Source organism: Bacillus haikouensis (assembly GCF_013179555.1).
GTDB lineage: Bacteria > Bacillota > Bacilli > Bacillales > Bacillaceae_B > Rossellomorea > Rossellomorea haikouensis_A.
In genome coordinates, this window is the sequence record NZ_JABMCR010000007.1 from 11,835 (window position 1) to 37,615 (window position 25,781).

General features: G+C 45.3%; 24 protein-coding genes. 16 read left to right on the top strand and 8 right to left on the bottom strand.

Annotation, left to right across the window (positions count from 1 at the left end; translation table 11 throughout):
• Nucleotides 1-134: 134 nt before the first annotated feature.
• The 4 genes from HP456_RS01640 (at nucleotide 135) to HP456_RS01655 (ending at nucleotide 3,587) form a co-directional block, all read left to right on the top strand.
• On the top strand, nucleotides 135-719 hold the full coding sequence (locus HP456_RS01640; protein WP_172248273.1) for a CBO0543 family protein: 585 nt from the start codon (nucleotides 135-137) through the stop codon (nucleotides 717-719).
• A gap of 65 nt (nucleotides 720-784) precedes the next feature.
• Nucleotides 785-1,624: an MBL fold metallo-hydrolase gene (locus tag HP456_RS01645; protein ID WP_172248274.1), complete on the top strand. Its 840-nt coding sequence runs from the start codon at nucleotides 785-787 to the stop codon at nucleotides 1,622-1,624.
• Between the two features lie 121 nt (nucleotides 1,625-1,745).
• Nucleotides 1,746-2,369 (top strand): DUF421 domain-containing protein, encoded by a 624-nt coding sequence (locus HP456_RS01650; RefSeq protein WP_172248275.1) that lies wholly within the window; start codon nucleotides 1,746-1,748, stop codon nucleotides 2,367-2,369.
• An 84-nt stretch (nucleotides 2,370-2,453) separates the two neighbouring features.
• Entirely contained in the window at nucleotides 2,454-3,587 is a 1,134-nt protein-coding gene (locus HP456_RS01655) for a zinc-dependent alcohol dehydrogenase (protein ID WP_172248276.1), read from the top strand.
• A 198-nt stretch (nucleotides 3,588-3,785) separates the two neighbouring features.
• On the opposite strand, the gene HP456_RS01660 is transcribed toward HP456_RS01655, so the two are convergent.
• The 6 genes from HP456_RS01660 to HP456_RS01685 form a co-directional block, all read right to left on the bottom strand.
• A complete protein-coding gene (locus HP456_RS01660; protein ID WP_172248277.1) occupies nucleotides 3,786-4,301 on the bottom strand; it encodes a DUF3231 family protein in 516 nt (171 codons plus the stop codon).
• Between the two features lie 570 nt (nucleotides 4,302-4,871).
• Entirely contained in the window at nucleotides 4,872-7,085 is a 2,214-nt protein-coding gene (gene katG, locus HP456_RS01665) for a catalase/peroxidase HPI (protein WP_172248278.1), read from the bottom strand.
• A 276-nt stretch (nucleotides 7,086-7,361) separates the two neighbouring features.
• On the bottom strand, nucleotides 7,362-8,510 hold the full coding sequence (gene dgoD / locus HP456_RS01670; protein ID WP_172248279.1) for a galactonate dehydratase: 1,149 nt from the start codon (nucleotides 8,508-8,510) through the stop codon (nucleotides 7,362-7,364).
• 18 nt (nucleotides 8,511-8,528) lie between these two features.
• Nucleotides 8,529-9,164 (bottom strand): bifunctional 4-hydroxy-2-oxoglutarate aldolase/2-dehydro-3-deoxy-phosphogluconate aldolase, encoded by a 636-nt coding sequence (locus HP456_RS01675; RefSeq protein WP_172248280.1) that lies wholly within the window; start codon nucleotides 9,162-9,164, stop codon nucleotides 8,529-8,531.
• 15 nt (nucleotides 9,165-9,179) lie between these two features.
• Complete coding sequence (locus HP456_RS01680) at nucleotides 9,180-10,133, bottom strand: sugar kinase (RefSeq protein ID WP_172248281.1); 954 nt, start codon at nucleotides 10,131-10,133, stop codon at nucleotides 9,180-9,182.
• Nucleotide 10,134: 1 nt separating this feature from the next.
• Nucleotides 10,135-10,905 (bottom strand): IclR family transcriptional regulator, encoded by a 771-nt coding sequence (locus HP456_RS01685; protein ID WP_172248282.1) that lies wholly within the window; start codon nucleotides 10,903-10,905, stop codon nucleotides 10,135-10,137.
• Nucleotides 10,906-11,280: 375 nt separating this feature from the next.
• On the opposite strand from HP456_RS01685, the gene HP456_RS01690 reads away from it, so the two are divergent.
• Both HP456_RS01690 and HP456_RS01695 read left to right on the top strand, forming a co-directional pair.
• Complete coding sequence (locus HP456_RS01690; protein ID WP_172248283.1) at nucleotides 11,281-12,627, top strand: GntP family permease; 1,347 nt, start codon at nucleotides 11,281-11,283, stop codon at nucleotides 12,625-12,627.
• 458 nt (nucleotides 12,628-13,085) lie between these two features.
• Nucleotides 13,086-13,955 (top strand): manganese catalase, encoded by an 870-nt coding sequence (locus HP456_RS01695; protein WP_172248284.1) that lies wholly within the window; start codon nucleotides 13,086-13,088, stop codon nucleotides 13,953-13,955.
• An 83-nt stretch (nucleotides 13,956-14,038) separates the two neighbouring features.
• On the opposite strand, the gene HP456_RS01700 is transcribed toward HP456_RS01695, so the two are convergent.
• Together HP456_RS01700 and HP456_RS01705 are read right to left on the bottom strand one after the other, a co-directional pair.
• On the bottom strand, nucleotides 14,039-14,212 hold the full coding sequence (locus HP456_RS01700; RefSeq protein WP_172248285.1) for a hypothetical protein: 174 nt from the start codon (nucleotides 14,210-14,212) through the stop codon (nucleotides 14,039-14,041).
• 105 nt (nucleotides 14,213-14,317) lie between these two features.
• The gene (locus tag HP456_RS01705) at nucleotides 14,318-14,494 is read right to left on the bottom strand and encodes a hypothetical protein (RefSeq protein WP_172248286.1); all 177 of its coding nucleotides are present in this window, start codon (nucleotides 14,492-14,494) and stop codon (nucleotides 14,318-14,320) included.
• Between the two features lie 266 nt (nucleotides 14,495-14,760).
• Here HP456_RS01705 and HP456_RS01710 point away from each other — a divergent pair, with 266 nt between their 5' ends.
• From HP456_RS01710 to HP456_RS01760, 10 genes are all read left to right on the top strand, one after another.
• Nucleotides 14,761-15,300, top strand: a complete 540-nt coding sequence (locus HP456_RS01710; protein WP_172248287.1) for a DinB family protein — start codon at nucleotides 14,761-14,763, stop codon at nucleotides 15,298-15,300.
• Nucleotides 15,301-15,708: 408 nt separating this feature from the next.
• The gene (locus tag HP456_RS01715) at nucleotides 15,709-16,527 is read left to right on the top strand and encodes a zinc-dependent metalloprotease (RefSeq protein WP_172248288.1); all 819 of its coding nucleotides are present in this window, start codon (nucleotides 15,709-15,711) and stop codon (nucleotides 16,525-16,527) included.
• 586 nt (nucleotides 16,528-17,113) lie between these two features.
• The gene (locus HP456_RS01720) at nucleotides 17,114-18,052 is read left to right on the top strand and encodes a cation diffusion facilitator family transporter (RefSeq protein ID WP_172248289.1); all 939 of its coding nucleotides are present in this window, start codon (nucleotides 17,114-17,116) and stop codon (nucleotides 18,050-18,052) included.
• A gap of 384 nt (nucleotides 18,053-18,436) precedes the next feature.
• Nucleotides 18,437-19,684, top strand: coding sequence for an MFS transporter (locus HP456_RS01725; RefSeq protein WP_172248290.1), 1,248 nt, complete (start codon nucleotides 18,437-18,439; stop codon nucleotides 19,682-19,684).
• 162 nt (nucleotides 19,685-19,846) lie between these two features.
• A complete protein-coding gene (locus tag HP456_RS01730; protein ID WP_172248291.1) occupies nucleotides 19,847-20,542 on the top strand; it encodes a response regulator transcription factor in 696 nt (231 codons plus the stop codon).
• An 83-nt stretch (nucleotides 20,543-20,625) separates the two neighbouring features.
• On the top strand, nucleotides 20,626-21,549 hold the full coding sequence (locus HP456_RS01735; protein ID WP_172248292.1) for an ATP-binding cassette domain-containing protein: 924 nt from the start codon (nucleotides 20,626-20,628) through the stop codon (nucleotides 21,547-21,549).
• Nucleotides 21,542-22,309 carry an ABC transporter permease gene (locus tag HP456_RS01740; protein ID WP_172248293.1) on the top strand — a complete coding sequence of 256 codons (768 nt, stop codon included), beginning with the start codon at nucleotides 21,542-21,544 and terminating at the stop codon, nucleotides 22,307-22,309. Before HP456_RS01735 ends, HP456_RS01740 begins: the two co-directional genes overlap by 8 nt.
• Nucleotides 22,310-22,328: 19 nt before the next feature.
• A complete protein-coding gene (locus HP456_RS01745; protein ID WP_172248294.1) occupies nucleotides 22,329-23,246 on the top strand; it encodes a sensor histidine kinase in 918 nt (305 codons plus the stop codon).
• Between the two features lie 15 nt (nucleotides 23,247-23,261).
• Nucleotides 23,262-24,704 (top strand): serine hydrolase domain-containing protein, encoded by a 1,443-nt coding sequence (locus tag HP456_RS01750; RefSeq protein WP_172248295.1) that lies wholly within the window; start codon nucleotides 23,262-23,264, stop codon nucleotides 24,702-24,704.
• A gap of 417 nt (nucleotides 24,705-25,121) precedes the next feature.
• Nucleotides 25,122-25,781, top strand: a 660-nt coding sequence (locus tag HP456_RS01760) for a DNA alkylation repair protein (RefSeq protein ID WP_172248298.1), incomplete at its 3' end; no start/stop codon positions are given.

A 25,781-nucleotide genomic window follows, 5' to 3' on the forward strand; every position in this document is an offset into this window, starting at 1 on the left:
TGGGTTTCCGGACCATTTTTCGATAAGTTTCAGCAGGGATCAGAATGAAATTGTAAAATATTTACTGGTTTTTCAACATAATCGATCGTTTACTTGCTCATACTAAAACATATTCATTTTAAGGAGCGAGTACCATGAGTGAATCTCAGCAGAAAATGCTTAATAGTGTAAAGGATATTCAGAGAATTGAAACCGAATTGTGGAACAGCTATTGGCAGCAGTATTCAGGTTTTAGCGATTGGCAATTCTGGGTATTGGCTGCATTGTTTGTGCTTCCTCTGATTGTATTATTTTTTGCAATCGATAAACGAAAAGCCCTTCTTATAGGTTTTTATGGATATAATGTTCATGTTTTCTTTACATATGTGGATGCTATAGGGGCGAACATGATTAAATGGTTCTATCCTTATAAAATTTTCCCGATACTAGCAAGCTCGGTTTCATTGGATGTATCACTCGTCCCTGTAACATATATGCTTGTCTATCAATTTACGCTGAATCGTGATAAAAATTACTATTTATTCCTGCTTCTATTGAGCGCGGTCTTTGCCTTTATTTTCAAGCCCCTGCTTGTTGCCATCGGTTTATTTGAGATGGACAGCGGGACGAATTACTTCAGCTTGTTCATCGGCTACGTAGTGGTCGGCCTGATTGCGAAATGGATCACCAATTTATTTTTGTATTTTGAGAAGAAAGCACATAATCGCAACCGTGATTGACAATAGATATAGAGAAAGATTGAAATCACGTCAACAGACCGGACCAGAAAGAAGGAGCGAAGGACATGAAGCCATTAGATAGTGACTTTTCTGAATCACATCTTCCTTTTTTTAGTGTGAAGAGTGGAGAGGGAAGGGAAGTATGCAGGGATCTTTATTACTGGACGAACCAGATTGTGAATGTTTGTTTTTACGGAATTCCCGGGACCTTGGAATGGGTGTTGATCGATTGCGGTATGCCCCATTCCAAGGAAAGAATAATGAATGAGGCCAAGGGGCGTTTTGGTCATGATGGAAAACCGAAAGCGATTGTGTTGACCCATGGTCATTTTGACCACGTTGGATCACTCGAGCCGATTTTAAAGGAATGGGATGTGCCTGTGTATGCACATGAGCTTGAAATTCCTTATCTTAATGGTGAACGCGACTATCCGAAAGGAGATCCGACGGCCGATGGCGGATTAGTCAGCGAATTGTCGCCGTTTTATCCCAATCATGGGATTGATATAGCAGGATCTGTACAGAAGCTTCCTGAAAATGGTGATATCCCGTTCATGGAAGGGTGGAAATGGATCCATACACCTGGTCATACGCCCGGCCATGTCTCAATTTACAGGGAGATGGATGGCGTCCTGATTGCCGGGGATGCTTTTGTAACGGTAAAGCAGGAATCCTTATACAAGGTGATTTTTCAAAAGAAGGAAATCAGCGGGCCTCCAAGATATTTCACCATGGATTGGAATGCTGCGGAAGAGTCTGTGGGGAAAATCGCAGCTATGCACCCGAAGATTGCTGTGACAGGACATGGTGAGGTGATGATGGGGAAAGAGTTGGAACGTTCTTTAAAGATATTGGTCGACCGGTTTGATGAATTGGCTCTCCCCCCTAACCGTCGCCCCCATTAATTCTCTGTCCCTGAATGGGAATAAATCCATTTCCGCAGGGAACACTAATCAAGCACCTATAGGAAACTTGTACCCTCTTCAATCGAAGAGGGTTTCTTAACGATGAAAGGAATGAGTAGTAGTGGATTTTGATTGGATTTGGAAAGCGGTGCTCATAGTATTGGCCGGTACCCTATTGTTGAGGGTGGCAGGAAGGAAGTCGATTTCCCAGATGACATTGGCCCAGACGGTCATTATGGTCGGAATCGGGTCTTTATTGATTCAACCGTTAGCAGGAAAGAATATCTGGATGACAATCGGGGTCGGACTCATCCTGGTGCTGACATTGATGGTCATGGAATATGTGCAAGTAAAATCAGATACTGTTGAAAAGATGATTACAGGGAAATCAAAGATGTTGGTGGAAAATGGTGTGTTGAACGAAAAAAATTTCAAGAAACTGAGAATGACAGTTGACCAGCTTGAAATGAAGCTGAGACAGCAGGGAGTCAGCAAGATTTCGGACGTTAAGTGGGCAACACTCGAGCCGAATGGTCAAGTCGGGGTTGAATTGATGCAGCAGGCAAAGCCCGTGACAATGAAAGAATTTGAACAGCTTCAAGCACAAGTGCAGACACTGATCAATTTGCTGCAGGCTTCACCCGCAACGGGCAGGCCGGTAAGTCAAAATACGGGGGGCGAGGACATATTTAAAGAAATCACTCAGAATCCGCCAGTCAACCCGCCCCCGAAACATCTTCAATAATAAAATGTCATAGTGCAGGTGGGATTTTTTTCCTATTCCGCAGCCTAATAAATAGGAGAAAACAATCTAGAATGGAGGAAGTTCATGAAAGCAGTCACGTATCAAGGTAAGAATTCTGTAGCCGTCAAGAAGGTAGAAGACCCGGGGATTGAAGATTCGCAGGACATCATTGTCAATATTACATCAACGGCGATCTGCGGTTCCGATCTGCATCTTTATCAAGGGAATTTTCCGCTCCCGATCGGGTATGTCATCGGGCATGAACCGATGGGAATCGTGGAGGAAGTCGGAAAAGATGTGACCAAAGTAAGAAAAGGAGATCGTGTCATCATCCCCTTTACGGTAGCTTGCGGAACATGTCCCTATTGTGAGCACCATTTGGAAAGTCAATGTGATCATTCCAACCCTCATTATGATTCGGGCGGTCTATTTGGATATTCAGAGAAATTCGGTAATTATCCAGGTGGACAAGCCGAATATCTCAGAGTTCCATTTGGAAATTATACCCCATTTCTGGTGCCGGAGAATTGTGAATTGGATGACGAGAAACTTCTATTATTATCCGATGTTCTCCCAACGGCTTATTGGAGTGTGGAGAATGCAGGGGTGAAAAAAGGCGACACGGTCATCGTCCTCGGTTGCGGTCCGGTCGGTCTAATGGCGCAGCAATTTGCCTGGAAAAAAGGGGCGGAACGTGTCATTGCAGTGGATTATTTTGACTACCGATTACAGCACTCGAAAAAAATGAACCACACGGAAACCTTTGATTTCACCCAATACGACGATATGGGGGAGACCTTAAAGGAGCTGACGAAAGGTGGAGCGGATGTAGTGATCGATTGTGTGGGCATGGATGGGAAGAAATCACCTCTTGAATATGTGGAGCAAAAGATGAAGCTTCAGGGTGGTACGATCGGTCCGATTCAAATCGCCACCAAAGCAGTTCGTAAGTGTGGAACCGTTCAACTGACCGGGGTCTACGGCGGTCTTTACAATATGTTCCCGCTTGGCGCATTCTTTGCCCGAAATATTACGTTGAAAATGGGACAGGCGCCTGCCAGGGCCTATATGGCTCCTCTTTATGAGCAGATTGTAAAAGGTGAAATCGACTCTGACTCCATCATCACTCATACTCTCAAATTGGAGGATGCGGCAAAAGGATATCAACTGTTTAATAAGAAAGAAGACGACTGCATTAAAGTTATTCTTAAGCCTTAGGTGAGGGAGGATATTTCCCCTTTTACTTTTGGAGGATGCAGAAGTAAGAGGAGAAACAACCAGCCCGATTTGTATGAAAAACAGATGATGAATTCAATTTTATAAGTGAAATGGAAAGAACAAATGGCGAAAAACAGAAAAGATTCTCAGGCTGACTGGAAAAGTTTCCGCCGCCTGAGAATCTTTTCTGTTTATGGTTTACTCGCAATGCTCATTTTTATTTTTGTGAAGAGGAGGAGGGATCAACCATCCTTTTTCTTTGTTCAACTTCAAAGCCTTGGCGCCCAATTGGGCTTTCTGCATATGGAATTGACCGAACATCGCCGCCACGTCTTCACGGACGCTTTGCCCGATGATCGTGCTGCATGCGACTAACCCTGCCGCGATATTGGCGGATAAGGCCGCTGCAATTGCCGGGTCCGGCATGCGGGCACCTGTTGGAATATCATCCAGGCAGGCATTCGGGGGCTCTGGTGGTGTAGGGGGCAGCCCGATTCCATTTTCCTTCAGAAGTTTCTCCACTTGCTTAATTTCCTCTTGCCCGCCTTCAATGCTGTCCTTCAACAATTTCTTTAAATCATCATCTCCAGCATGGTTAAGGTTCATTTGATAAGCCGCAACCGTGGATTTAGCAGTCATCAAAAAACTCCATGTTCCAAATACTTCACCGTAATGCAACGGCTCTTCCTGTGGATTTCCACTTAAAATTCCCATAATCATCCTCCTGATTGTCATAATTGTGCCACCTCTCAAAACGATTGTTCGAGCACAAGAATTATTCTTCCCCTGGGAGAGGTTAAAATGTATAGGAGGGTAATCATTTTTTTTACATGCATTCAGAACTGTTTAAGCATACTTTTCCAGAAGGATGAGATAATAATGCTAATTCGGAAGGGGATTATAGCTTGAACTATGCTGAACCGGGGAAGCCGGGGTGCGTGGGGGTTTTTGGTGAGGCGGTGGAATAGATAAGGTTCCTGTATGATTGATGATAAAAGGGAAGGTTCGATAATATCAATGCATGATTGATATTATAGAGAAGCGGATCTGGTCAATTCGATAATAAAAAGGGTTTCAAATATGGGGTGGTCGTCCATTTACTTGAAGTGAGATCAAAATCCTTCCTTATTCGGCTGGATGAGGAGCTGCAGAGGCTGGAATTAATGTGGTTCAGGCATTTTTTTGCCCTTTTAATGCGTTTTTCCTCCCTTATTAAAAAAGGACAGACCACCTTGATCACGTATAAACAGGGTGGCCCGCCCAAAACTTCAATCAACTATTCAATTATTTCACATCAAATCGGTCCGCATTCATTACTTTCGTCCAGGCTGCTGCAAAGTCATGTACGAATTTCTCTTTGTTGTCATCTTGAGCATACACTTCGGCGAGGGCTCTGAGTTCTGAGTTTGAGCCGAATACGAGGTCGAAACGTGATGCTGTGCGTACGACTTCTCCTGTTTTCCTGTCACGCCCTTCGTATCGGTTGAAGCCCGCAGGTTTCCATTCGATGCCCATGTCGAGCAGGTTAACGAAGAAGTCGTTTGTCAGTGCACCGACATTGTCAGTGAATACGCCGTGTTTCGTGCCGCCGTGATTGGAGCCAAGTACGCGCATGCCGCCTACGAGGACAGTCATTTCCGGTGCGGTCAGGCCGAGCAGCTGGGCTTTGTCGACGAGCATTTCTTCAGGGCTCGTTGTGTATTCTTTCTTCTGATAGTTGCGGAATCCGTCCGATAACGGTTCCAATACATCGAAGCTTTCCGCATCTGTCTGTTCCGCAGTTGCGTCCCCGCGGCCCGGTGTAAATGGAACCGTCACCTCGAAGCCTGCTTCTTTTGCAGCTTTTTCGATGGCTGTGTTTCCTCCGAGTACGATTAAATCGGCGAGACTGACTTTTTTGTCCAGCTTGCTTTGAATGTATCTGTAGACTTCGAGGACCTCCGCAAGCTGTTCCGGTTCGTTTGCTTCCCAGTCTTTTTGAGGGGCGAGGCGGATGCGTGCACCATTCGCACCCCCGCGCATATCGGACCCACGGTATGTGCTTGCTGAAGCCCAGGCTGTTTTCACAAGGTCGCTCAGGGTTAGTCCTGAGTCCAGGATCATATTTTTCAGCTCGGCAATGTCAGCTTGGGATAGTTCATATTCAACGGCTGGAACCGGATCTTGCCAAATCAGTTCTTCTTCAGGCACCTCTGGACCAAGATATCTTACTTTAGGTCCCATATCGCGGTGGAGCAGTTTGAACCAGGCACGTGAGAATGCATCGGCGAAATCGTCCGGATTCTCATGAAAACGGCGGGAGATTTTTTCATAATCCGGATCCATCCGGAGTGCCATGTCAGCTGTCGTCATCATCGTCTTCACACGGGTGGATGGATCTTCGGCATCCGGTGCCATATGCTCTTCCGTCATGCCGACCGGTGCCCATTGATTAGCGCCTGCAGAACTCTTCGACAATTCCCATTCATAACCGAATAATAAATCGAAATAACCGTTATCCCATTTAGTCGGGTTTGTCGTCCAGGCACCATCGACACCGCTTGAGATTGTGTCACGGCCTTTCCCGCTCTTATATGAACTGATCCAGCCAAGCCCTTGTGTTTCAAGGGTCGCAGCTTCCGGGTCGTCGCCCACATGGGTTGGATCGCCTGCACCATGTGCCTTTCCGAATGTATGACCGCCCGCGATAAGGGCGACGGTTTCTTCATCATTCATCGCCATCCGTCCGAATGTATCGCGGATATCACGAGCACTTGCAAGCGGATCAGGTTTTCCGTTCGGTCCTTCCGGATTTACGTAGATCAGCCCCATCTGCACGGCGGCAAGCGGATCTTCAAGCTCGCGGTCGCCGGAATACCGGTTGTCATCCAGCCACTCTTTCTCCGTACCCCAATACACATCTTCTTCGGCATGCCAGATGTCTTCACGCCCGCCTGCGAAACCGAATGTTTTCAAGCCCATGGATTCAAGGGCTGCGTTACCCGTAAGCACAAGCAAATCAGCCCAGGAAATCTTGTTCCCGTACTTCTGTTTGATTGGCCATAGCAGGCGGCGTGCTTTATCAAGATTGACATTATCCGGCCAGCTGTTCAGCGGGGCAAAACGCTGTGATCCCGACGCTCCGCCTCCGCGGCCGTCAGCCGTCCGGTATGTACCCGCTGCGTGCCATGACATACGGATGAAGAAGGGACCGTAGTGACCGTAGTCGGCAGGCCACCAATCCTGGCTGTCTGTCATCAGCTCATGAAGATCCTTCTTCAGCGCATCGTACTCAAGCGATAAGAATTCCTCCCGATAATCAAAGTCGTCACCCAACGGATTGGACTTCTTGTCATGCTGGCGGAGTACGCCGAGGTTCAACTGGTTCGGCCACCAATCTTTATTCGTTGTACCTCCGGGGGACCTTGTCGTCGTAATCGCACTGTCCCTGTGATGGGTCACGGGGCACTGACCTGCAGCCGTATGTTCCTTTTGATCAGGTTTATGATTGTTTTCCATCTACCATTCTCCTTCCATTAATAGGGGGTGAAATCGCAGGAATTATCATAGTGTGCTGAAATTAAATTGTTAGATAATTATAATAATTCTTAATTATCATTATAATGGAGTGGAACTTTGATTGAAAGTCTGAAGTGCAGGTGAATGGTAAATTTTGTACTGGAAGCTCAGGTGCCTTGATTTCTTAAAAAGCGATTCCCGTTTGCCCTGCTTACAGGAATACAAAAAGAAACCCGGTTACATAAACCGGGTTTCCATTTACTAAACTTGCTGTGACTACCACTCTGCGATTGAGCCGTCTTTGTGGCGCCAGATCGGGTTGTGCCAGTCGACGTCGTTTTCTGCGATCTTGCGTACGTGTTCTTCGTTGATGTCGATTCCGAGTCCGGGTCCCTGAGGGATTTTTACGTAGCCGTCCTCATATTTAAATACTTCTTTGTCCGTGATGTAATCCAGAAGGTCGCTGCCGACGTTGTAATGGATGCCGAGGCTTTGTTCCTGGATGAAAGCGTTATGGGATGTCGCATCCACTTGGAGGCAGGCTGCAAGTGCAATCGGGCCGAGTGGGCAGTGTGGAGCGACTGCTACATCGAAAGCTTCTGCCATTGAGATGATTTTTTTGCACTCTGTTATCCCGCCTGCGTGAGAGAGATCAGGTTGAATGATATCGACATATCCATCCGTCAACAATGGTTTGAACTGCCATCTGGAGAACATTCTTTCTCCGGTTGCGATTGGCGTGGAGGTGTGATTGGCAATCTCTCTAAGTGCTTCATTATTTTCAGGCAGTACCGGCTCTTCGATGAACATCGGGCGGAAAGTTTCCAGCTCTTTTGCCAATGTTTTAGCCATCGGTTTGTGGACGCGGCCGTGGAAGTCGATTCCGATTCCGACATATGGGCCGACTGCTTCGCGGACAGCTGCCACGCGTTCCAATACCTGATCGATTTTTTCGTGCGAATCCACATATTGAAGCTCTTCCGTACCGTTCATCTTAACAGCGGTGAAGCCGGTGTCAACAACTTCCTTTGCAGCAGTACCGACGTCGCTTGGGCGGTCGCCGCCGATCCAGGAGTAGACCTTGATGGAATCGCGGCATTTCCCGCCGAGCAGCTGATGGACAGGGGCGTTGAAGAATTTCCCTTTAATATCCCATAATGCCTGATCAATTCCTGCGATGGCACTCATTAAGATCGGCCCGCCGCGGTAGAACCCGGAGCGGTACATCATGTTCCAGTGATCTTCGATATGCGCAGGGTCTTTCCCGATTAAATTCTCCATTAGTTCATGTACAGCGGCACGTACCGTTTCGGCTCTGCCTTCTATGACGGGTTCTCCCCAGCCGGTGATGCCTTCGTCCGTTTCAATTTTTAAAAACAGCCATCTTGGTGCTACCTTAAAGAGCTCGTAACCTGTAATCTTCACAATGATAACCTCCTCGAATTATTGAACCGATTCTACTTTAGCTTTAAATTGACGTGCCGTCTGGGTGAGTTTCTCTAGATAGGCTTCCGTCACACTTTCTTTGGAATTCACGAGTGAACTGCCGAGTCCTACACCTGCTGCTCCTTTTGCGATATACTCAGCAATGTTATTCAGGTCGATTCCCCCAGTAGGCAATAATGGGATCTGCGGAAGAGGACCGTGAATGTCCTTAACGTAATCAGGGCCGAGAGAAGAAGCAGGGAAGACCTTGATGATGTCACCGCCTTCTTCATATGCCTTCAGGATTTCGGTTGGCGTGAAGGCACCGGGAATACTGACTGCCCCGTATCGCTTCGTCATCTTGATCGTATCAATATGGAGCGAAGGGGAGAGGATGAACTGAGCGCCTGCCAGCAATGCTGAGCGGGCGGATTCCGGATCGAGAACCGTTCCCGCTCCTACTACCAGGTCATCTGCCATTTCTGAACGTACCTTCTCGATCGAGGTAAGTGCACCGGGAGAATTAAGTGTGATCTCAATCGCCCGGACCCCTCCTCTGTATAGGGCTTTTGAAATGGCCAGGGCATCTCCGGGTTCGGATCCGCGTATGATTGCAATCATCTTTTCCTGTTTGATCGTTGAAAGAACATCCATTATCGTCACTTCTCCTTATCGTGAAATATCTTCTTTTTCAACACTGCTCATGAACTGTTCCAACCGCTTTTTATCCGGAAGGCCTTCATAGTCGCCTTTAACCGTCACAGTCAGGGCTCCCATTGCACAAGCTCGTTTCACTGAGTCATCTATACTCTCTTTATCCAGTAACCCTGATAGCAGACCGGCTGCAAAACTGTCTCCGGCCCCGACAGGATCAATCATGTTCCCGACTTCAAACCCTTTGACGGAGCCGCTGGTGTGTTCTTGTGCGTAATATGCTCCTTCTTCCCCAGTCTTTACAACAACAAGTGACGCGCCAAGCTGTAAAAAGGACTCGGCCATTTTCTCCGGCTCATTTGTTCCAAATAAGAATTGCCCTTCACTTATGCCCGGGAGGACGATTTCAGATTGGCCGGCGATTTCCAAAAGGGTCTGCCTGGCGGTTTCCTCATCCCATAGTTTCTTCCGGAGATTGGGATCAAAGACAATCTTGACGCCATGCTTTTTAGCGAATTTTATACTCTGAAAGATCGTTTCTTTGGCAGACGGACTCAGTGCAGGGGTAATCCCGGTGATGAGAAGATACGTTGCTTTCCCGATATAGTTTTCCTGTATGTCACCGGGCTTGAGTGTGCTTGCCGCTGAGTTTTCACGGTAATACTGGATCCTGACTTCGCCTTCCCGAATGATTTCCTTGAAGAAGGTACCGGTCCGGAATTGAGGATCTAATTGAACTTGGCTTGTATCGACGCCTTCTCCGCGGATAGACATCATAATTCTGCGGCCGAATTCATCTTCTCCAAGCTTGCTGATCCAGCCGGTTGTATGCCCAAGTCGGGACAGCCCGATTAATGTATTGGTTTCGGCTCCGGCGATTTTGGCATTGAACGATTCAGCATGTCTCATCAACCCCTGGGATTGAGGGGTAAACTGAATCATCGTTTCACCGATAGCGACGACATCCATGTCATCTCCTCCTTGCTTCATTGTGTTGTGTGTAGCCGATATTCGTTGAAATCTTGCTGGCGGTTTCCGTTAAAGATTGGATGATTGCAGTTTTCCTTGAAAGCATCCTTTCCTTTGGTCCGGCGACACTGATTGCAGCAGCAAGCTCTCCTCCTGCACCATAGACCGGCGCTGCCAAGCAATAAAGTCCTTCTTCATTCTCCTCGTCATCAATGCTGTAGCCCTGCCGTTCAAATGCTTCCAATTGCGCTTCCAACTCTTGTCGGTCCGTGATGGTCTTATCGGTTATCGGAACCAATTCTGTCCCATCGATGATTTGTTCACGGATACGGGGAGGCATGAATGCCAGAAAGGCTTTGCCTAGCCCTGTACAGTATAAAGGTTTCCTGAAACCAGGCTGTGCAGTCGTCCGGATGGACCGGTTATTATCAATCTTGGCTATATAATAAAGTTCTTCTTCTGCAAGTACAGCCATAAAAACCGTTTCCTGTACATTTTCCATCAGTGTTGTTAAATAGGGTGTGCCCACCACTGACAGGTCAAACGAATCCATGGCACTTCTGCCAATATGGATCAGTTTCGCGCCAAGTTTATACTTTTTCCCGTTGTCCTGTGAAAGGTACCCTTCACTTTCAAGTGTCTTAATGACGTTGAAAGTACTGCTTTGAGGTGCAGACAGAAGGTGGCTGATTTCTTTAACTGTCAGTCCATTGGGATAGGCAGCCAGCAGTTCAAAAATGTCGAGAACTCTTTTTGCTGATTTAACAGACATATCTTCACCTAAAATCCTATATGAGATTTTAAATCACAAATGCGATTTGATAATTGAACCCTATCATTTGAAAGCGTTTCAGTCAACTATATTTGTTTTTTAAAATGATTTTATTAAAACTTTTCGTATCAATCCCGATGATTAGTTATATTGTGTCCACGTGCTGTTTTCGAACTCAAAAGGAATACGAAACATGCTTCTTACCCTAGTTCTGGTATAATTTTGTATGTAATCAAAAAAAGTATACGAATAGCACATGATTAAAATAATTAAATTTTGTATTGAAGCGCTTTCAGTGTTGTGTTACCATATGGTCAAATCAATCACATATATGAATATAAATCCCATATGTGATTTTATAAAGGAGGAAAATGTATGAGTGGAGGCATGTTGATACTGATCGCTGCATTAGGTGTGGCATTATTGCTGTTCCTTGTCATGAGAACGAAGCTTCAAGCGTTTCTGGCTTTGATCTTGGTCAGTTATATCATTGGTTTGGTGGCAGGATTAAGTCCTGCAGAGGTGTTGAAAGCCGTACAGGACGGGATGGGAGGCACTGTCGCAGAGATTGCCGTCATTATCGGGATCGGTGCCATGTTCGGTGAAATTTTGAAAGTATCTGGTGGTGCAGAACGGCTTGCCCTCACCTTAATGAAGAAATTTGGAGAAAAAAGAGTCAATTGGGCATTAATGCTGACAGGTTTCATTATTTCCATACCTGTATTTCTTGATGTAGCATTTGTTATTCTCGTTCCTATTCTATACAGCTTGGCCCGAAAGACAAAGAAATCACTGCTATACTACGGGATTCCACTCCTCGCCGGTCTTGCTGTCACTCACAGCTTTGTACCGCCGACACCAGGACCGATTGCGGTATCGTCCCTATTGGGAGCGAACATCGGATGGGTGATTCTGTTTGGTCTGATGTGTGGTATTCCAGCAGCAATCCTTGCCGGTCCTGTATTTGGAACGTATATCTCAAAGAAAATCCACGTAAAGGTTCCTGAAAATATGATTCCTGAAGTAGAAGAAGATCCGAATGTGAAAGAACTTCCAAGCTTCGGTATGATTGCAACATTAGTCGGGCTCCCGCTTTTACTGATTCTCCTTAACACGGTTCTTAGTGCAACATTGGCAGAAGGAAATAATCTGAGAGCAACAATGGCATTCATTGGTGACCCTGGCGTTGCCCTGACAATCACTGCACTTCTCACATTTTATCTGTTAGGAACAAGAAGAGGATATACGAAAGAAGAAATCCAAACGATTGCAACGAAATCACTTGAACCTGCAGGTATCATCATCTTGATTACGGGTGCTGGTGGCGTGTTCGGACAAGTACTGGTAGAAACAGGCGTCGGGGATGTACTGGCCGAAACCATGTCTAACCTGAATGTTCCGATCATCGTGTTCGCATTCGTCGTAGCTTCAGCCGTACGTATCGCACAGGGTTCTGCAACAGTCGCGATGATCACAACAGCGAGTTTGATCTCGCCAATCATCGATTCACTCGGAATCGGCGGTCCTATGCTTGCACTTCTCGTCATTACGATTGCATCCGGTGCAACCATCGCTTCTCACGTGAACGACTCCGGATTCTGGATGGTCAATCGTTTCTTCGGACTTACCGAGAAAGAAACACTCAAATCCTGGACGGTCATGGAAACCATCATCGCCTTGGTCGGTTTCGGTGTTTCACTGTTGATCAGTCTTTTTATATAAAATACATGATAAAAAGCCTGCTGATTGGTTGTTCAGCAGGCTTTTTTTGTATGGTTGAGTAGAGTGATTTGTCTGGTGTTTAAGGGGAATTCTCATACGGGCAGGCTGTTTGGGTCTCGGGGTCGCGCAGCGGGAGCGTAGTCAGTTCGATTAACAAACGGAATTCGACTATAACAGGATATATTTGATAATAACCGGATTAACTTGATAATTTCACCGTATGATTGATCGTGGAGGCAGAGTGGACTCCTCTATTTAATAATAAAATCTTCATTTTCGATAATGAATTTTTGAATTTTGACCCACGGTAAAGCAAAGTCTTAGCACGTACAAATAGACGAGACCAACCTCCACAGTAATTCTAAAAGACCCGCTGCCTCAGAATAAACCGATGAACCGAATAGGCACTTTATTCATACACTGTCTGGGTAAGTAAATAACTGATGAGGTGACTGCCCTTGTTTTATCATATTAAAGAATTACAGTACGAAGCGAAACCGACAAAGCCCAATCCAGTTAACGCCAAACTGGTACAAGAAATCTTAGGCGGCCAATATGGTGAGATTTCCGTCATGATGCAATATTTGTTTCAGGGATTCAACAGCCGCGCTGATAAAAAATACAGAGACTTGTTATTGGATATTGGAACGGAGGAAATGGCCCATGTGGAGTTATTGGCCACTTTGATAGCCAACTTATTGGATGGGGCTCCGGCTTCTGTCCAGGAGGAAGGGTACAAAAGTGACCCTGTGGTCGCAGCGATTATGGGCGGGATGAACCCTCAGCATGCGATTGTCAGCGGACTGGGTGCGATGCCGGTTGACAGTGTCGGGAACCGCTGGACGGCAGCATACATCGGAGGCAGCGGAAATCTGCTCGCAGATTTTCGGGCGAACTTAACAGCTGAATCACAAGGAAGACTGCAGGCAGTCAGACTGTATGAATTGATTGATGATCCTGGAGTGAGGGATACTCTATCCTTCCTCATCGCCAGGGACACAGCCCACCAGAATCAATGGTTGGCAGCCATTGCCGAGCTTGAGGAAGCGGAGGGGGATGTCGTGGTACCGACCACTTTCCCTAGAGAGCTTGAAAAGCAAGCTGTAGCATATGATTTCTATAACCTGTCGAGAGGTGAGGCAAGTAAAACCGGCAGATGGGCAAGCGGACCAAGCATGGATGGGAAATCACAATTCCAGTATTTCAGTGAGCCGGGTCCGTTCGCCGGTAAGCCAAAGCTTGCTCCAGCACCGCCGTATGTTCACGATACACCGAAGTTCACGAAGAATACCTTTCAAAGTTATGGAATGCCGGATCCGATGATGTGATTTGTGGGTGTAAAGTGAATCGGTATGTGTGAGAATGCATGAAGCCGGCCGCATGGTGCGGCCGGCTTAATAATGCCTTATTTTCAATCTTTCTTTTTTTTCTTTCTCTTATTTCCTTTTTGGCGCTTGTCATTCGCACCTTGGTCATTAAGCAGGGCTTTTAACTGATCCAGACCTGATTGATTCCCATCGGTACCTTTTAGTTGACCCTCTATTAAATTGAATAGGTCTTTAATGAGTTTATCATTTTCGTTCAAGCGGGTTCCCCCTTTCATCCTTTCTTGAATGAGTACAGAGTACGGTGAGGAAATCACTGCTATGGCGGATATAAGAAACCGTACTCTATGAACTCACTTGATCAACTAGAACAACTCACCAATGACCAGGATCAATAACAGAGCGATACCAATGATCAATGCTGCGATTGGAGCAATCCCTAAAGTAACCAGGAACGCCACGACAAGTAATACAAGCAGCAAGCTGAAGAAATCAAATCCTCCATTATTTGTCTGAGCTTGTCCAGGAACTGTTGCACCCATACCTCATCACCTCCCTTCTTCTGTTTCGGTATATCATATGGCGGTACAAAGGAAATGATTGTTGTTCCTACCTATTAAAAAATAAAATGTACGCTGATTGATAGGGGAATTGGTAGAATCGGCGGGACAGGTATCTTGTTTTTTTGCAGAGACTGGTTGTCCCCACGGTTTCCATATAGGGGTGAAATAGTGTGATAATTAAAATAATTAAACATTATAATAGAGTAGAGCATTGGTTGAAATCGACTCTGTTAGGAGGAAAACATATGAACTTTCACTTAAATGAAGGAATCGAAATCTTGGAGAGAACTCCGAAAACCCTTGAATGGTTCCTTACAGGACTGTCGAATGGGTGGCTTGAGTGTGATGAAGGAGAGGGGACCTGGAATGCGATTCAAGTTGTGGAACACTTAATCGAAGGAGAGAAACACAATTGGATACCGAGGTTGAAAATGATTTTCCATGACGGGGAAAAGACCGTGTTTCCTCCTTTTGATCGTTTTTCACACCTGGAAGAGGGAGCTTCAAGAAGTCTTGAAGAGAAACTGTTGGAATTTGCTGCACTGAGATCTTCGAACTTGAATGAATTAAAAGAGTTAGTGGTTAAACACAGGCACTCCCTTGATGCGACGGGCATGCATCCTGCTTTTGGCAAAGTCAGTGCCCGGGAATTGGTTTCCACTTGGGTCGTCCATGATTTGACCCATCTTTCTCAGGTTGTCCGGGTCCTATCCAATCGTTACAGGGAAGATGTGGGGCCTTGGAAGGAATATTTAGGGATATTGAATCGGGGGGAGCGGGCTTGAAAAGGCGTAATAGTGAAGCAGGTTAAGTTGATAATCTAAAGAAGCGTGGGGTTCGTCCCCCGTTTTTACATTTTTATTCGGTGTATCTTCTATGAAACTTGTAAGCGTTTATGCATACTAAATACTGAATGGTTGTAAAAGAGTTTTTTTGTAGCCGGCAATTCGACAATCAATTCGTTTTCGTACCTTTATTTTTGGCAATCTGAAATAGACTTCATGTTAACAGCTTCCCGCATTAAAATTAACAGCCAACAACCACATCCATTTCATGAAAATTTTACCTGAAATCTATCTTTTCACCTCATTCCTTCTAGTACTTTTAACCCGATGTTTCCCAATGTCTAATTAGCAGGAAATAAGGGGATTTCTCCGAATTTAACAGGTATACCAAATAAAGGAGGATTCCCTATGAATCTGAAAAAAATTCTTACCGCTACACTCGCATTATCCATCACTGTTGCACCTGCCATTGGCTTGGCAAAGGTACCATCTGAATTAGGCCATCATCATCATGATCATGAACATGCATCGAAAGCTTCCACGTACATTGATTCACTGCCGAAAGCGAAGGAATATGCCCCTGACAAAGGACCTGCTAAGATTGAGAAATCTACTAGTGTCGTAGAGTTGAATGAAAAAGGGAAAGTGGTCAATAAGACCGTAACGAAGAGCAATCTTCCTAAAGTTACAAGCAAAAAAGCGAAGGCGCAGGCAACAAGGACGGTTACCGTACTGGCCGTCGCTGATGAAGAATACCGTGCTGCCTATGGGGATTGGCAAAGCCGCGTGCAGCAGATCGTAGAGAATGCGGATAATGCGTTCACCCGTGACCACGGCATCGACTTTCAGGTGCAGGCAGTCGGGAACTGGACGTCTCAAGGCGGGAACAGTTCTCAGATCCTGTCAGACTTAAACAGGGACTGGTCCGGATATAATTATGACTTTGTGGTAGGTTTCACAAGAGATGCGAATTTCGAAGCTGGCGGGATTGCGTACGTTTACTCGTCCGATCCGGGAACAGCATTCAGTGTAAACCTGGATCAGGGTGTCACGAACACATCCAAAGCGGCACAGCATGAGTTCTCCCATAACTATGGACTCGGCCATGATGCACAAGGCAGCGGCATTCGCTGTGTCATGAACTATGACTATTCCTATTCAGTAGATTATTGGCACCCAGCCCATAACACCCAGATTCAGAATAATAAGTATTGGTATGGTATGTAATCGTAATTAGGAGAAGGCTGCATTCTTAGTAGAGTGCAGCTTTTTTTGTTTAATATTTGTAGGGGGGTTGTTGGATCAAGGGGACAGGTACCTTGTCTCGGCGGACGGAAATTCTGTTTGGGGGTCAGGAATCTGGTACCATTTGTGTGCTGCACTCTACTTTTTTACTCAATTTCATCCCAAATTCCATCTATTTAGCTGAAAAAGACAAAATCTTCTCTTACAAGCTAAAAATACTAGATCAATCCTGCTGTTTCGAAGCTGGGGTATACTTTGAGCGGCAATAATCAAGCCGGATTTTCATTTTTCAAGCCACATCTACGATATACAAGCCACATTCAAAATAATCATTCCAGTTTCGTGATATACAAGCCACTTTTCCAAAATACAAGCCAAAATCCCATTTTACGTGCCACTTAGAATCATTCTAATCACATCGTTTGTTTCAGATACACACGGCAAATTCCTTACAAGCTGGAGACCACCCGGCCCTACCTATTTGACAATAAATTCTAATGAACTTATAATGTGTATATATGATTACATATTCATATATGTAATATCACATCGCAAGGGGGTAATAATTATGGGGCACGACCATGGCCATGATCATGCACATGGCGCAAATAAGAAAGCATTGCTGATCAGTTTCATCATTATTACGGGATACATGATTGTTGAAGCGATCGGTGGTTTCATGACAAACAGTCTAGCTTTATTATCCGATGCAGGTCATATGCTGAGTGACTCAGTGTCACTCGGGGTGGGGCTGGCTGCGTTCGCATTGGGAGAAAAAGCAGCTGACTACAGTAAGACGTATGGATATAAACGCTTTGAAATTTTGGCTGCTGTCTTTAATGGGGTGACTCTTGTTCTCATTTCGCTTTATATTTTCTATGAAGCGTATCACCGCTTTATGGAGCCGCCTGAAGTGGCATCTACTGGAATGCTTATCATTGCTTCAATCGGATTGGTGGTCAATATCTTTGTTGCCTGGATTTTGATGAGAGGGGATACAGAGGAAAATTTAAATGTACGAGCGGCATTTCTTCATGTGCTGGGTGATCTGCTTGGCTCTGTGGGTGCGATTGCCGCAGCCTTGCTCATCATCTTTTTCGGCTGGGGCTGGGCGGATCCGGCAGCGAGTGTCATTGTAGCGTTCCTTGTGTTGATCAGCGGATGGAGAGTGATGAAGGATGCAATCCACGTATTAATGGAAGGGACACCAAAAAATGTAGAGCTGGATGAGATTATCACAACGATAGAAAATGTCCAGGGAATCAAGAGTATCCATGACCTTCACGTATGGAGCATCACGAGCGGGCAAAACGCGCTTTCTTGTCATGCGGTTGTGGATGGGGATAGTACCATAAAGGATAGCCAAAAACTATTGTCTGCAATAGAAAACGAACTGGATCATAAAGGGATCGGACATGTCACCATTCAGCTGGAAAGCAGTGACCATCATCCTCAAATGGATTCATTGATCTGCCAGCAAAGTAATCGGGCTTCTCACGAACATTAATGGTGCCTGATTGACGGTTTGCTCATTCGGCCCGTCCTTATTTATGGGCCGATGGATCTGTCCCTTTGAACCTTTACAAAAACCATTGCCACCCCGTCATTCCTCTGCTACTATTAACTTACATATAATAGAAATGGAGGTTTTTCTTTTGACAGCTTCGATGAGATTGCGTTCCGGTTTTTCACTCGTTAATTGAATACGTTTGGAGGCTCTGCCTATTTTCTGGGCAATGGGATGGATCTGTCTATTTTTAAAGAAAACCTTTATTTAGCGGTTATTTTTAAAAAGAGGGGAGGAGTCTCCCTTCTTTTTTTGTTGTCTCAAAAAAAATGAATATAGGCTGGGCTTGTTTTTATCAACCTTATAGAAATGAGTGGATATGAAATGGATATGGTCAATCATAATGATAAAGAGAATTGGTTACGGAATATTATTCTCTTTTTAAGCAGTCAGACGATTTCGCTGTTCGGGTCGGCGCTGGTGCAGTATGCGATTATGTGGCATATCACGCTTACGACGGAGTCCGGTCTGATGATGACGCTGTTCATCATTTGCGGGTTTATCCCGACCTTCCTTTTATCCCCGGTTGCGGGTGTGTGGGCGGATCGTTATAACCGGAAGATGCTGATTGTTCTTTCGGATGGGCTGATTGCGTTTTCGACGTTGATTCTCGCGGTCCTCTTTTTGATGGGATATGACTCGATATGGCTGCTGTTTGTCATGGCAGCGGTCCGTGCACTTGGTACCGGCATTCAGACACCTGCTGTCGGCGCGATTTTGCCGCAGATTGTACCGAAGGATAAGCTGACGAAGGTGAATGGGGCAAATGGAAGCATCCAGGCTGTCATCATGTTCGTTGCACCGATGGTCAGTGCGGCATTCCTCGCGATGGCTTCGATCGAAATCATCTTTTTCATCGATGTCATTACGGCAGCCATTGCCATCATTACATTGCTTGCTTTTTTGAAAATTTCGGTGCATCAAAAAGCCGCGGGCAAACAAACGACAAGCTATTTCAGCGACTTTAAACAAGGCTTGCAATATGTCAACAGCCACGGATTCCTGAAGAAGTTCTTCCTGTTCTTCTCCATCTTCTTTGTCTTAATGGCACCGGCGGCTTTCTTGACTCCGCTCCAGGTCACGAGAAGTTTCGGCGATGATATCTGGAAACTGACGGCCATCGAAATTGCCTTCTCGATCGGCATGATGGCAGGCGGCGGAATCATTGCTTCCTGGGGAGGATTCAAAAACAAAATTGCCACGATGACGTTCGCAAGCATGATAATGGGATTCTGCACCTTATCGCTTGGAATCGTTCCGATCTTCTGGATGTATCTGGTCTTCATGGCTTTATTCGGAGTGGCCATGCCGATTTTCAACACACCGACAATGGTGCTGCTGCAGGAGAAAATCGAAGAAAATTATTTGGGAAGAGTGTTCGGGGTGATGGGAATGATCTCGACCTCGATGATGCCGATCGGGATGCTTATTTTCGGTCCCATCGCAGACATCATCGACATCGAATGGCTCCTCATCGGAACCGGGATTCTGACGATCATGCTTTCTGTTATGCTCGGACGCGACCAAGTATTGGTCGAAGCGGGTAAGCCTGTGTTGAGCAGTGAATCGTAAATTGTATCTAAAGGGCTGTCATAGCGGCAGCTCTTTTTTTGTGCAGGAAAAAAGGAACGGCAGTACTTAACGAGAATACTACTACTAAACGGGTGACAACACTCGATGTCGATGTACCGCTGGATTTTCAAAGGATATTCATTTAATAGGAGGAATACAAACATGTCCACTTCACCAATCAACATCTTAGTCGTTGAAGATGATAATGATATCAATCAATTGTTGTGCAGGATTATTGAAAAGAGTCAATACGTCCCTCAGCCTGCTTATTCTGGAACGGAAGCGATGATTTATTTGGAACAAAAGAGGTGGGACTTGGTTATGTTGGATTTGATGCTTCCTGGAATGACAGGGGAGGATATTCTTGCAGAAATCAGGTCGAAGAGGTCGGTTCCAGTCATGATTATTTCAGCAAAAAGTGAGCAGCAGACAAAAATTGATTGTCTGCGATCTGGTGCAGATGACTTTATTTCAAAGCCATTTGATGTGGAAGAAGTATCTGCACGTGTGGATTCTTTGCTGCGGAGATATAAGAATACATACGAAACCACAATTGGAGAAACGTTAACCTATAAAGATATTAATATAGATACAGAAGCAAAAATAGTAATGGTGAATGATACTAAGCTTATGTTGACAGGCCGTGAATACGCAATATTAGTCCTCCTCGTAACGACGCCCGCTAAAGTTTTCTCAAAATCCAATCTGTTTGAAAGTGTATGGAACGAACCTTATCATGGGGACGATAACACAGTGAATGTTCACATGAGTAACCTGAGGAATAAACTCTCGAAAGCAAATCCAGGTGAAGAGTACATTGAAACGATATGGGGGATGGGCTATCGGCTTAAATCTTAAGGTTTTCTTAAGCTTTTCCTTAAGCTTTTCTTACGATTTATCCGTCATTCTATATGAAGGGCAAATGAGGGAGGCTGATTAGCTTGAGTGAACACATTGTAAAAACAAACAATCTTTCAAAAAAATATAAAGATGAATTCGCCATTGAAAACATTGATATCACAATTAAAAGAGGCGAGATTTACGGCTTCATCGGCCAAAATGGTGCTGGCAAATCAACCTTGCTGCGCTTAGTAACCGGGCTTACTTTTCCAACAGGCGGAACGATCGAACGATTTGGAAATAACAATCCAAAGGAGATCACCGATGCTCAGAAAAGGATGGGTGCGATCATTGAAAATCCTGCCCTTTTCCCGAATATGGGTGCTTATGATAATTTGGAAGTCCATCGACTGCAAAAAGGGATTCCGGGGAAAGAATGTATTGAGAAAACCCTTGAACTGGTAGGTCTTACGAATGCCGGCAAGAAGAAAACAAAGCACTTTTCACTTGGCATGAAGCAAAGGCTTGGACTCGGTATCGCATTATTGAGTGAGCCGGAATTCTTGATCCTCGATGAGCCCACGAATGGTTTGGACCCGATGGGAATCGTGGAACTGAGGGAATTGCTAAAGAAATTAAATCGTGAAAAAGGGCTTACCGTCTTAATCTCCAGCCACATACTGAGTGAACTCCATCAACTCGCAACGAGCTTTGGTATTATCCATAAGGGAAAAATGCTGGAGGAACTGACGGCGAAACAGCTGGATGAAAAATGCAAGCAGCATATCAGAATCAAAGTCGATCAACCGTCAAAGGGAGCGGCTGTTTTGGAAGAAGCGTTATCCACGACTAATTTTGAAGTTATGCCGGATGGCACGATTAAGCTTTATCATAATGTGGAAGAAGTACGAACAGTTTCGGCCGCATTGACGAATAGTGGTCTTGTCATTGAACATCTCTCGCAAAATGGGGACAGTCTTGAAAGCTATTTTTCAAAGCTGGTGGGAGGTGTAGAGGGTGATTAATCTTGTTAAGGCAGAGTTCTATAAATTACACCGGAATAAAACATTCTGGGTCGTAACCGGAACGGTCACTGGATTCAGTTCCTTGCTGCATCTTCTCGTTATCTATGACTGGTGGCTGTTATCAGGAACTGACTTTGATCAGGCTGGATTAAGTGAATTGAACGCACTATCTCCATTTACGCTGCCCTTATTCTTTCATTTGATCGTCAGTACACTGGCTGGCTACTTCATCTCGACGGAGTTTTCACAAAGCGGTGTAATCAAGAATCAATTATTAAGCGGGAATAAACGATCCCAAATTTATCTCGCGAAACTTCTTGTTTTTTCACTCTCCTCCATTCTTGCTGTGATTGTGATTCCAGTATTAACAGCGATAATCGTGGTCAACCTGACTGGGTATTCGGAAATATTCTCTCCTTCTGCTGTGATGTACCTTGAACGGGTGTATAGTTTATTTACACTTCATTTTCTGTGCTTTACCTCCATTGTATTATTGATTGCTATGGTAACGGAGGATAGCGGAAGAACCATTCTATTTACACTTTTACTTTCCGTTGTGATGTTCGCCGTCGAGAAACTTTCTTCTGCGCCAATGATCAGATTTGTTTATGAGCACACGTTCTTTTATCAATTTAGTCACGTTTTTAAGGCTTCCATGGCAAAAGGCGAGGTTTTAACGTCCATTCTGATTGGCGCAGTCACATTCACAGTCATCACAACAAGCGGGATCTATCTATTCAATCGAAAAGAAATAAACTAAGAAAAGCGGGTGGAAGCAAATGATTTATGCCGCATTCATCATACTGATCGTGATTGCTTATCTATTCATCCGCTTATTTTCGCTGAAAAAAGAAGTGAGAAAACTAAGCCTTCAACTGCATGACTATAACAACCGGGATACAAACAAGAAAGTGGATCTGGCACTTTTTGATAAGAATATTGAAAATCTTGGATTTGAAATTAATAAACTGATTGATCTGTACGTGACTGAACATGGCAGAAGGGTTCAGTTTGAACATGAACAGAAACGGGCTGCTGCCAATATATCTCACGACTTAAGGACACCATTAACTTCTATCAGGGGATTCATCCAGATGGCTGAAGCGGATGATGTATCAGAAGAAGAGCGAAAAGAATTATTAGCGGTTGCACATGAACGGGCGAAAAGGCTGGAGGCATTGCTGAATGACTTCTTTGAACTGAGCCTGATTGAATCTGCTGATCATGCTCTGACATGTGAACGGATCAATTTGAAGAATGCAGCAATCGATGTGTTGATGAATTTTTATGACCGCTTTAATGAAAAAAAGAATACACCGGTGATTCAGCTGCCGGATCATGATGTATTTATCATCGCGGATGGATCAGCTGTGACAAGGGTGATCGAGAATTTGGTTTCGAATGCGATTACCCACTCAGAAGGAAAGATTATCGTCCGTATTACTGAGCAGGATGAAAGTGCTGCACTGATAGTGGAGAATGATGCAGCTTCTTTAACAGAAGAAGATGTGGAGCGGATGTTTGACCGATTTTATATGGCTGATCGCTCCCGTACTGGTAAAGGCACCGGATTAGGCTTGTCTATTGTGAAGAGCTTCATGGTGAAGATGAATGGCAAGGTTGCGGGACAGCTTCAAAATGGTCAGCTGTCGATTGTTTGTAAATGGGAAACCCAAAAGGATAAAGAGAGGAATTAGATTGGAGAAAAAGATATGCGTAAGAAGTTAGGTATTATTTTTCTAATGGCAATCATTGTATGGAACGTTCCTTCAGCATTTATGGCTGCTGAGTTAGTAGATACAGCGGATGTTGATGAATTTGTTATGGATTATCTTGAACGGAACGGGCTCCCCGGAGCATCCATCGTGATTGTTAAAGAAGGCAGAGTATTGTACGAAACAGGGTATGGACATGATAGTGAGGGAAAACCCTTGACGGAGACGTCACCTTTGAGAATCGGTTCCGTTTCCAAATCATTTACAGCATTTGCCGTTCTGCAACTGGTTGATGAAGGAAAGCTCAACTTGGATGATCCGGTAGTGAAGCATCTGCCGGACGTGCAGCTTAACGACCCCGGATGGAAGGACGTGACCATTCGTCAACTATTGAGCCACACCTCGGGAATCCCGAGTCCAACCATTGTAGCACCCGCCAATGACCTGGAAGCAGGAGTGGAACGCTTATATGACTTTAAACTTCAATCGCAGCCGGGAGAGAAATACGCTTATAGCAATCCGAATTACTGGCTCTTAGCTTACTTAGTAGAAAAAGTGAGCGGAATCGAATTCTCTGATTATCTAAAGCAAAAGGTATTCTCTCCCTTAGCGATGGAGGATTCGCTGACTGCCGTGAACTCCGGAGATCCTGTCCAAGGGCTCTCAAAAGGACATGTCACGGCTTATGGGACCGCAATCCCGTGGACAGAGCTTGAAAAGATGTTCATGGGGGCAGGAGGAGTTGTCTCAACTGCAGAAGATATGGGGAAATGGCTTTCCATGCACACGAATGAGGGGAAAACGGGTACAGGGGAACCATTACTTTCAGAAGAATTATTGGAAGAGTCATATTCACCACAGCCCGGCAGTGAAAAATACGGCCTCGGCTGGTCATTGAGTTCGGAAAACGTGAAGCCAGCCCGCATTTCCCACAGCGGCGCATTAAGCACCTTTCAAACGCAGCAGGACATAGTCCCGGGCAGCGGCTATGCTGTTGCCGTTCTGCTGAATAGCTTCACCCCTACATTTGAACATGCTTATGAAATCAGTTCAGGGATCATCCAGTTGACCGAGGGACACGAACCTGAAGTGAAATCGCCAATACCTGCAATCATTGATTTATCACTTGGCGGGATCACTTTGATTTATCTACTTTTAGGAGGCAGGGGTATTCTACGCAGCAAGAAATGGGCGGAAAGACGCAAACATCAGCCTGCCTGGAGATACTTCCTGCGGGTGCTCCCGCAATTGGCAGCAGCTGCTGCGGTCGGATGGTTTTTCTTTATCGTCCCGACACTGCAAGATAATAGTTCTACTATTATGGATGCTTTTGGCATCTGGCCGGCAGCAGCGATTTTACTGGCCGTGATATTCCTCATTGGATTGGTCATTACAATAATGAGAGTATATGATCGAATGAGGATGAACGGAATTCGATGAGTGGACGGATTCTTACATTTTTATATGGAAAAAGCACCGCGTCGTGCGGTGCTTTTTAGCAACCGGCTGCCCATTAGGGATTTTTTTGCATAAAAAAGGAACTTCACGGGTTAACGAGAATACTTATACTAAACAGAAAACAATGAGGAGTGCTTGAATATGACCAATGAAACCGCGCCAAAAAGCGAATTGCCTAAGATAAGTAAACCTGCGAACCGGGAGCTTTATAACGCCGGCTTTTACACGCTTGAGCAATTTACCGATGTGACCGAAGCCGATATTCTGAAGATTCACGGGGTCGGGCCGAAAGCAGTCAGGATTTTGAAGGAAGCTCTTCACGAGAAAGGGCTGTCCTTTTCGAAAAAGAACAAGGACGAGAATGTTGAGACCAATCATTCCAAGGTAGTGATGGGTAGGATGGATGCACAAACGGTAATGAAAGAGCTTGAAGCGCTCGGCAAGGAACGGATGAAGAAAATGTACATATCCAATGGAGCGGAGGAGCCGCTGTTTGGCGTTGCAACGGGTGCGATGAAACCGATCGCGAAGAAAATCAAAATCGATCAGCCGCTGGCAGAAGAGCTTTACGCCACCGGAAACTACGACGCTATGTACTTTGCCGGCATCATCGCTGATCCGAAAGCGATGACCGAAGCGGATTTTGACCGCTGGATTGACGGTGCATATTTCTATATGCTGTCCGATTATGTGGTAGCCGTGACTCTTGCAGAGGCAGACATTGCGCAAGAAGTTGCCGATAAATGGATCGCAAGCGGAGACGAACTGAAAATGTCAGCAGGATGGAGCTGTTACTGCTGGCTGCTGGGGAACCGGAAGGACGATGAATTCTCGACAGACAAGCTCGCGGGGATGTTGGAGAAAGTGAAAGAAACCATCCATGATGCCCCGGAACGAACCAAATCCGCGATGAACAATTTCGTGACCACCGTAGGGGTTTCCTATGTACCGCTCCATGAAATGTCGTTGGAGACGGCGAAGGAAATCGGACCTGTTGAAATGAAACGAGACAAGAAAAAGAACAGCGTCCTGAAGGCTTCGGAAAATATCCAGAAGGAA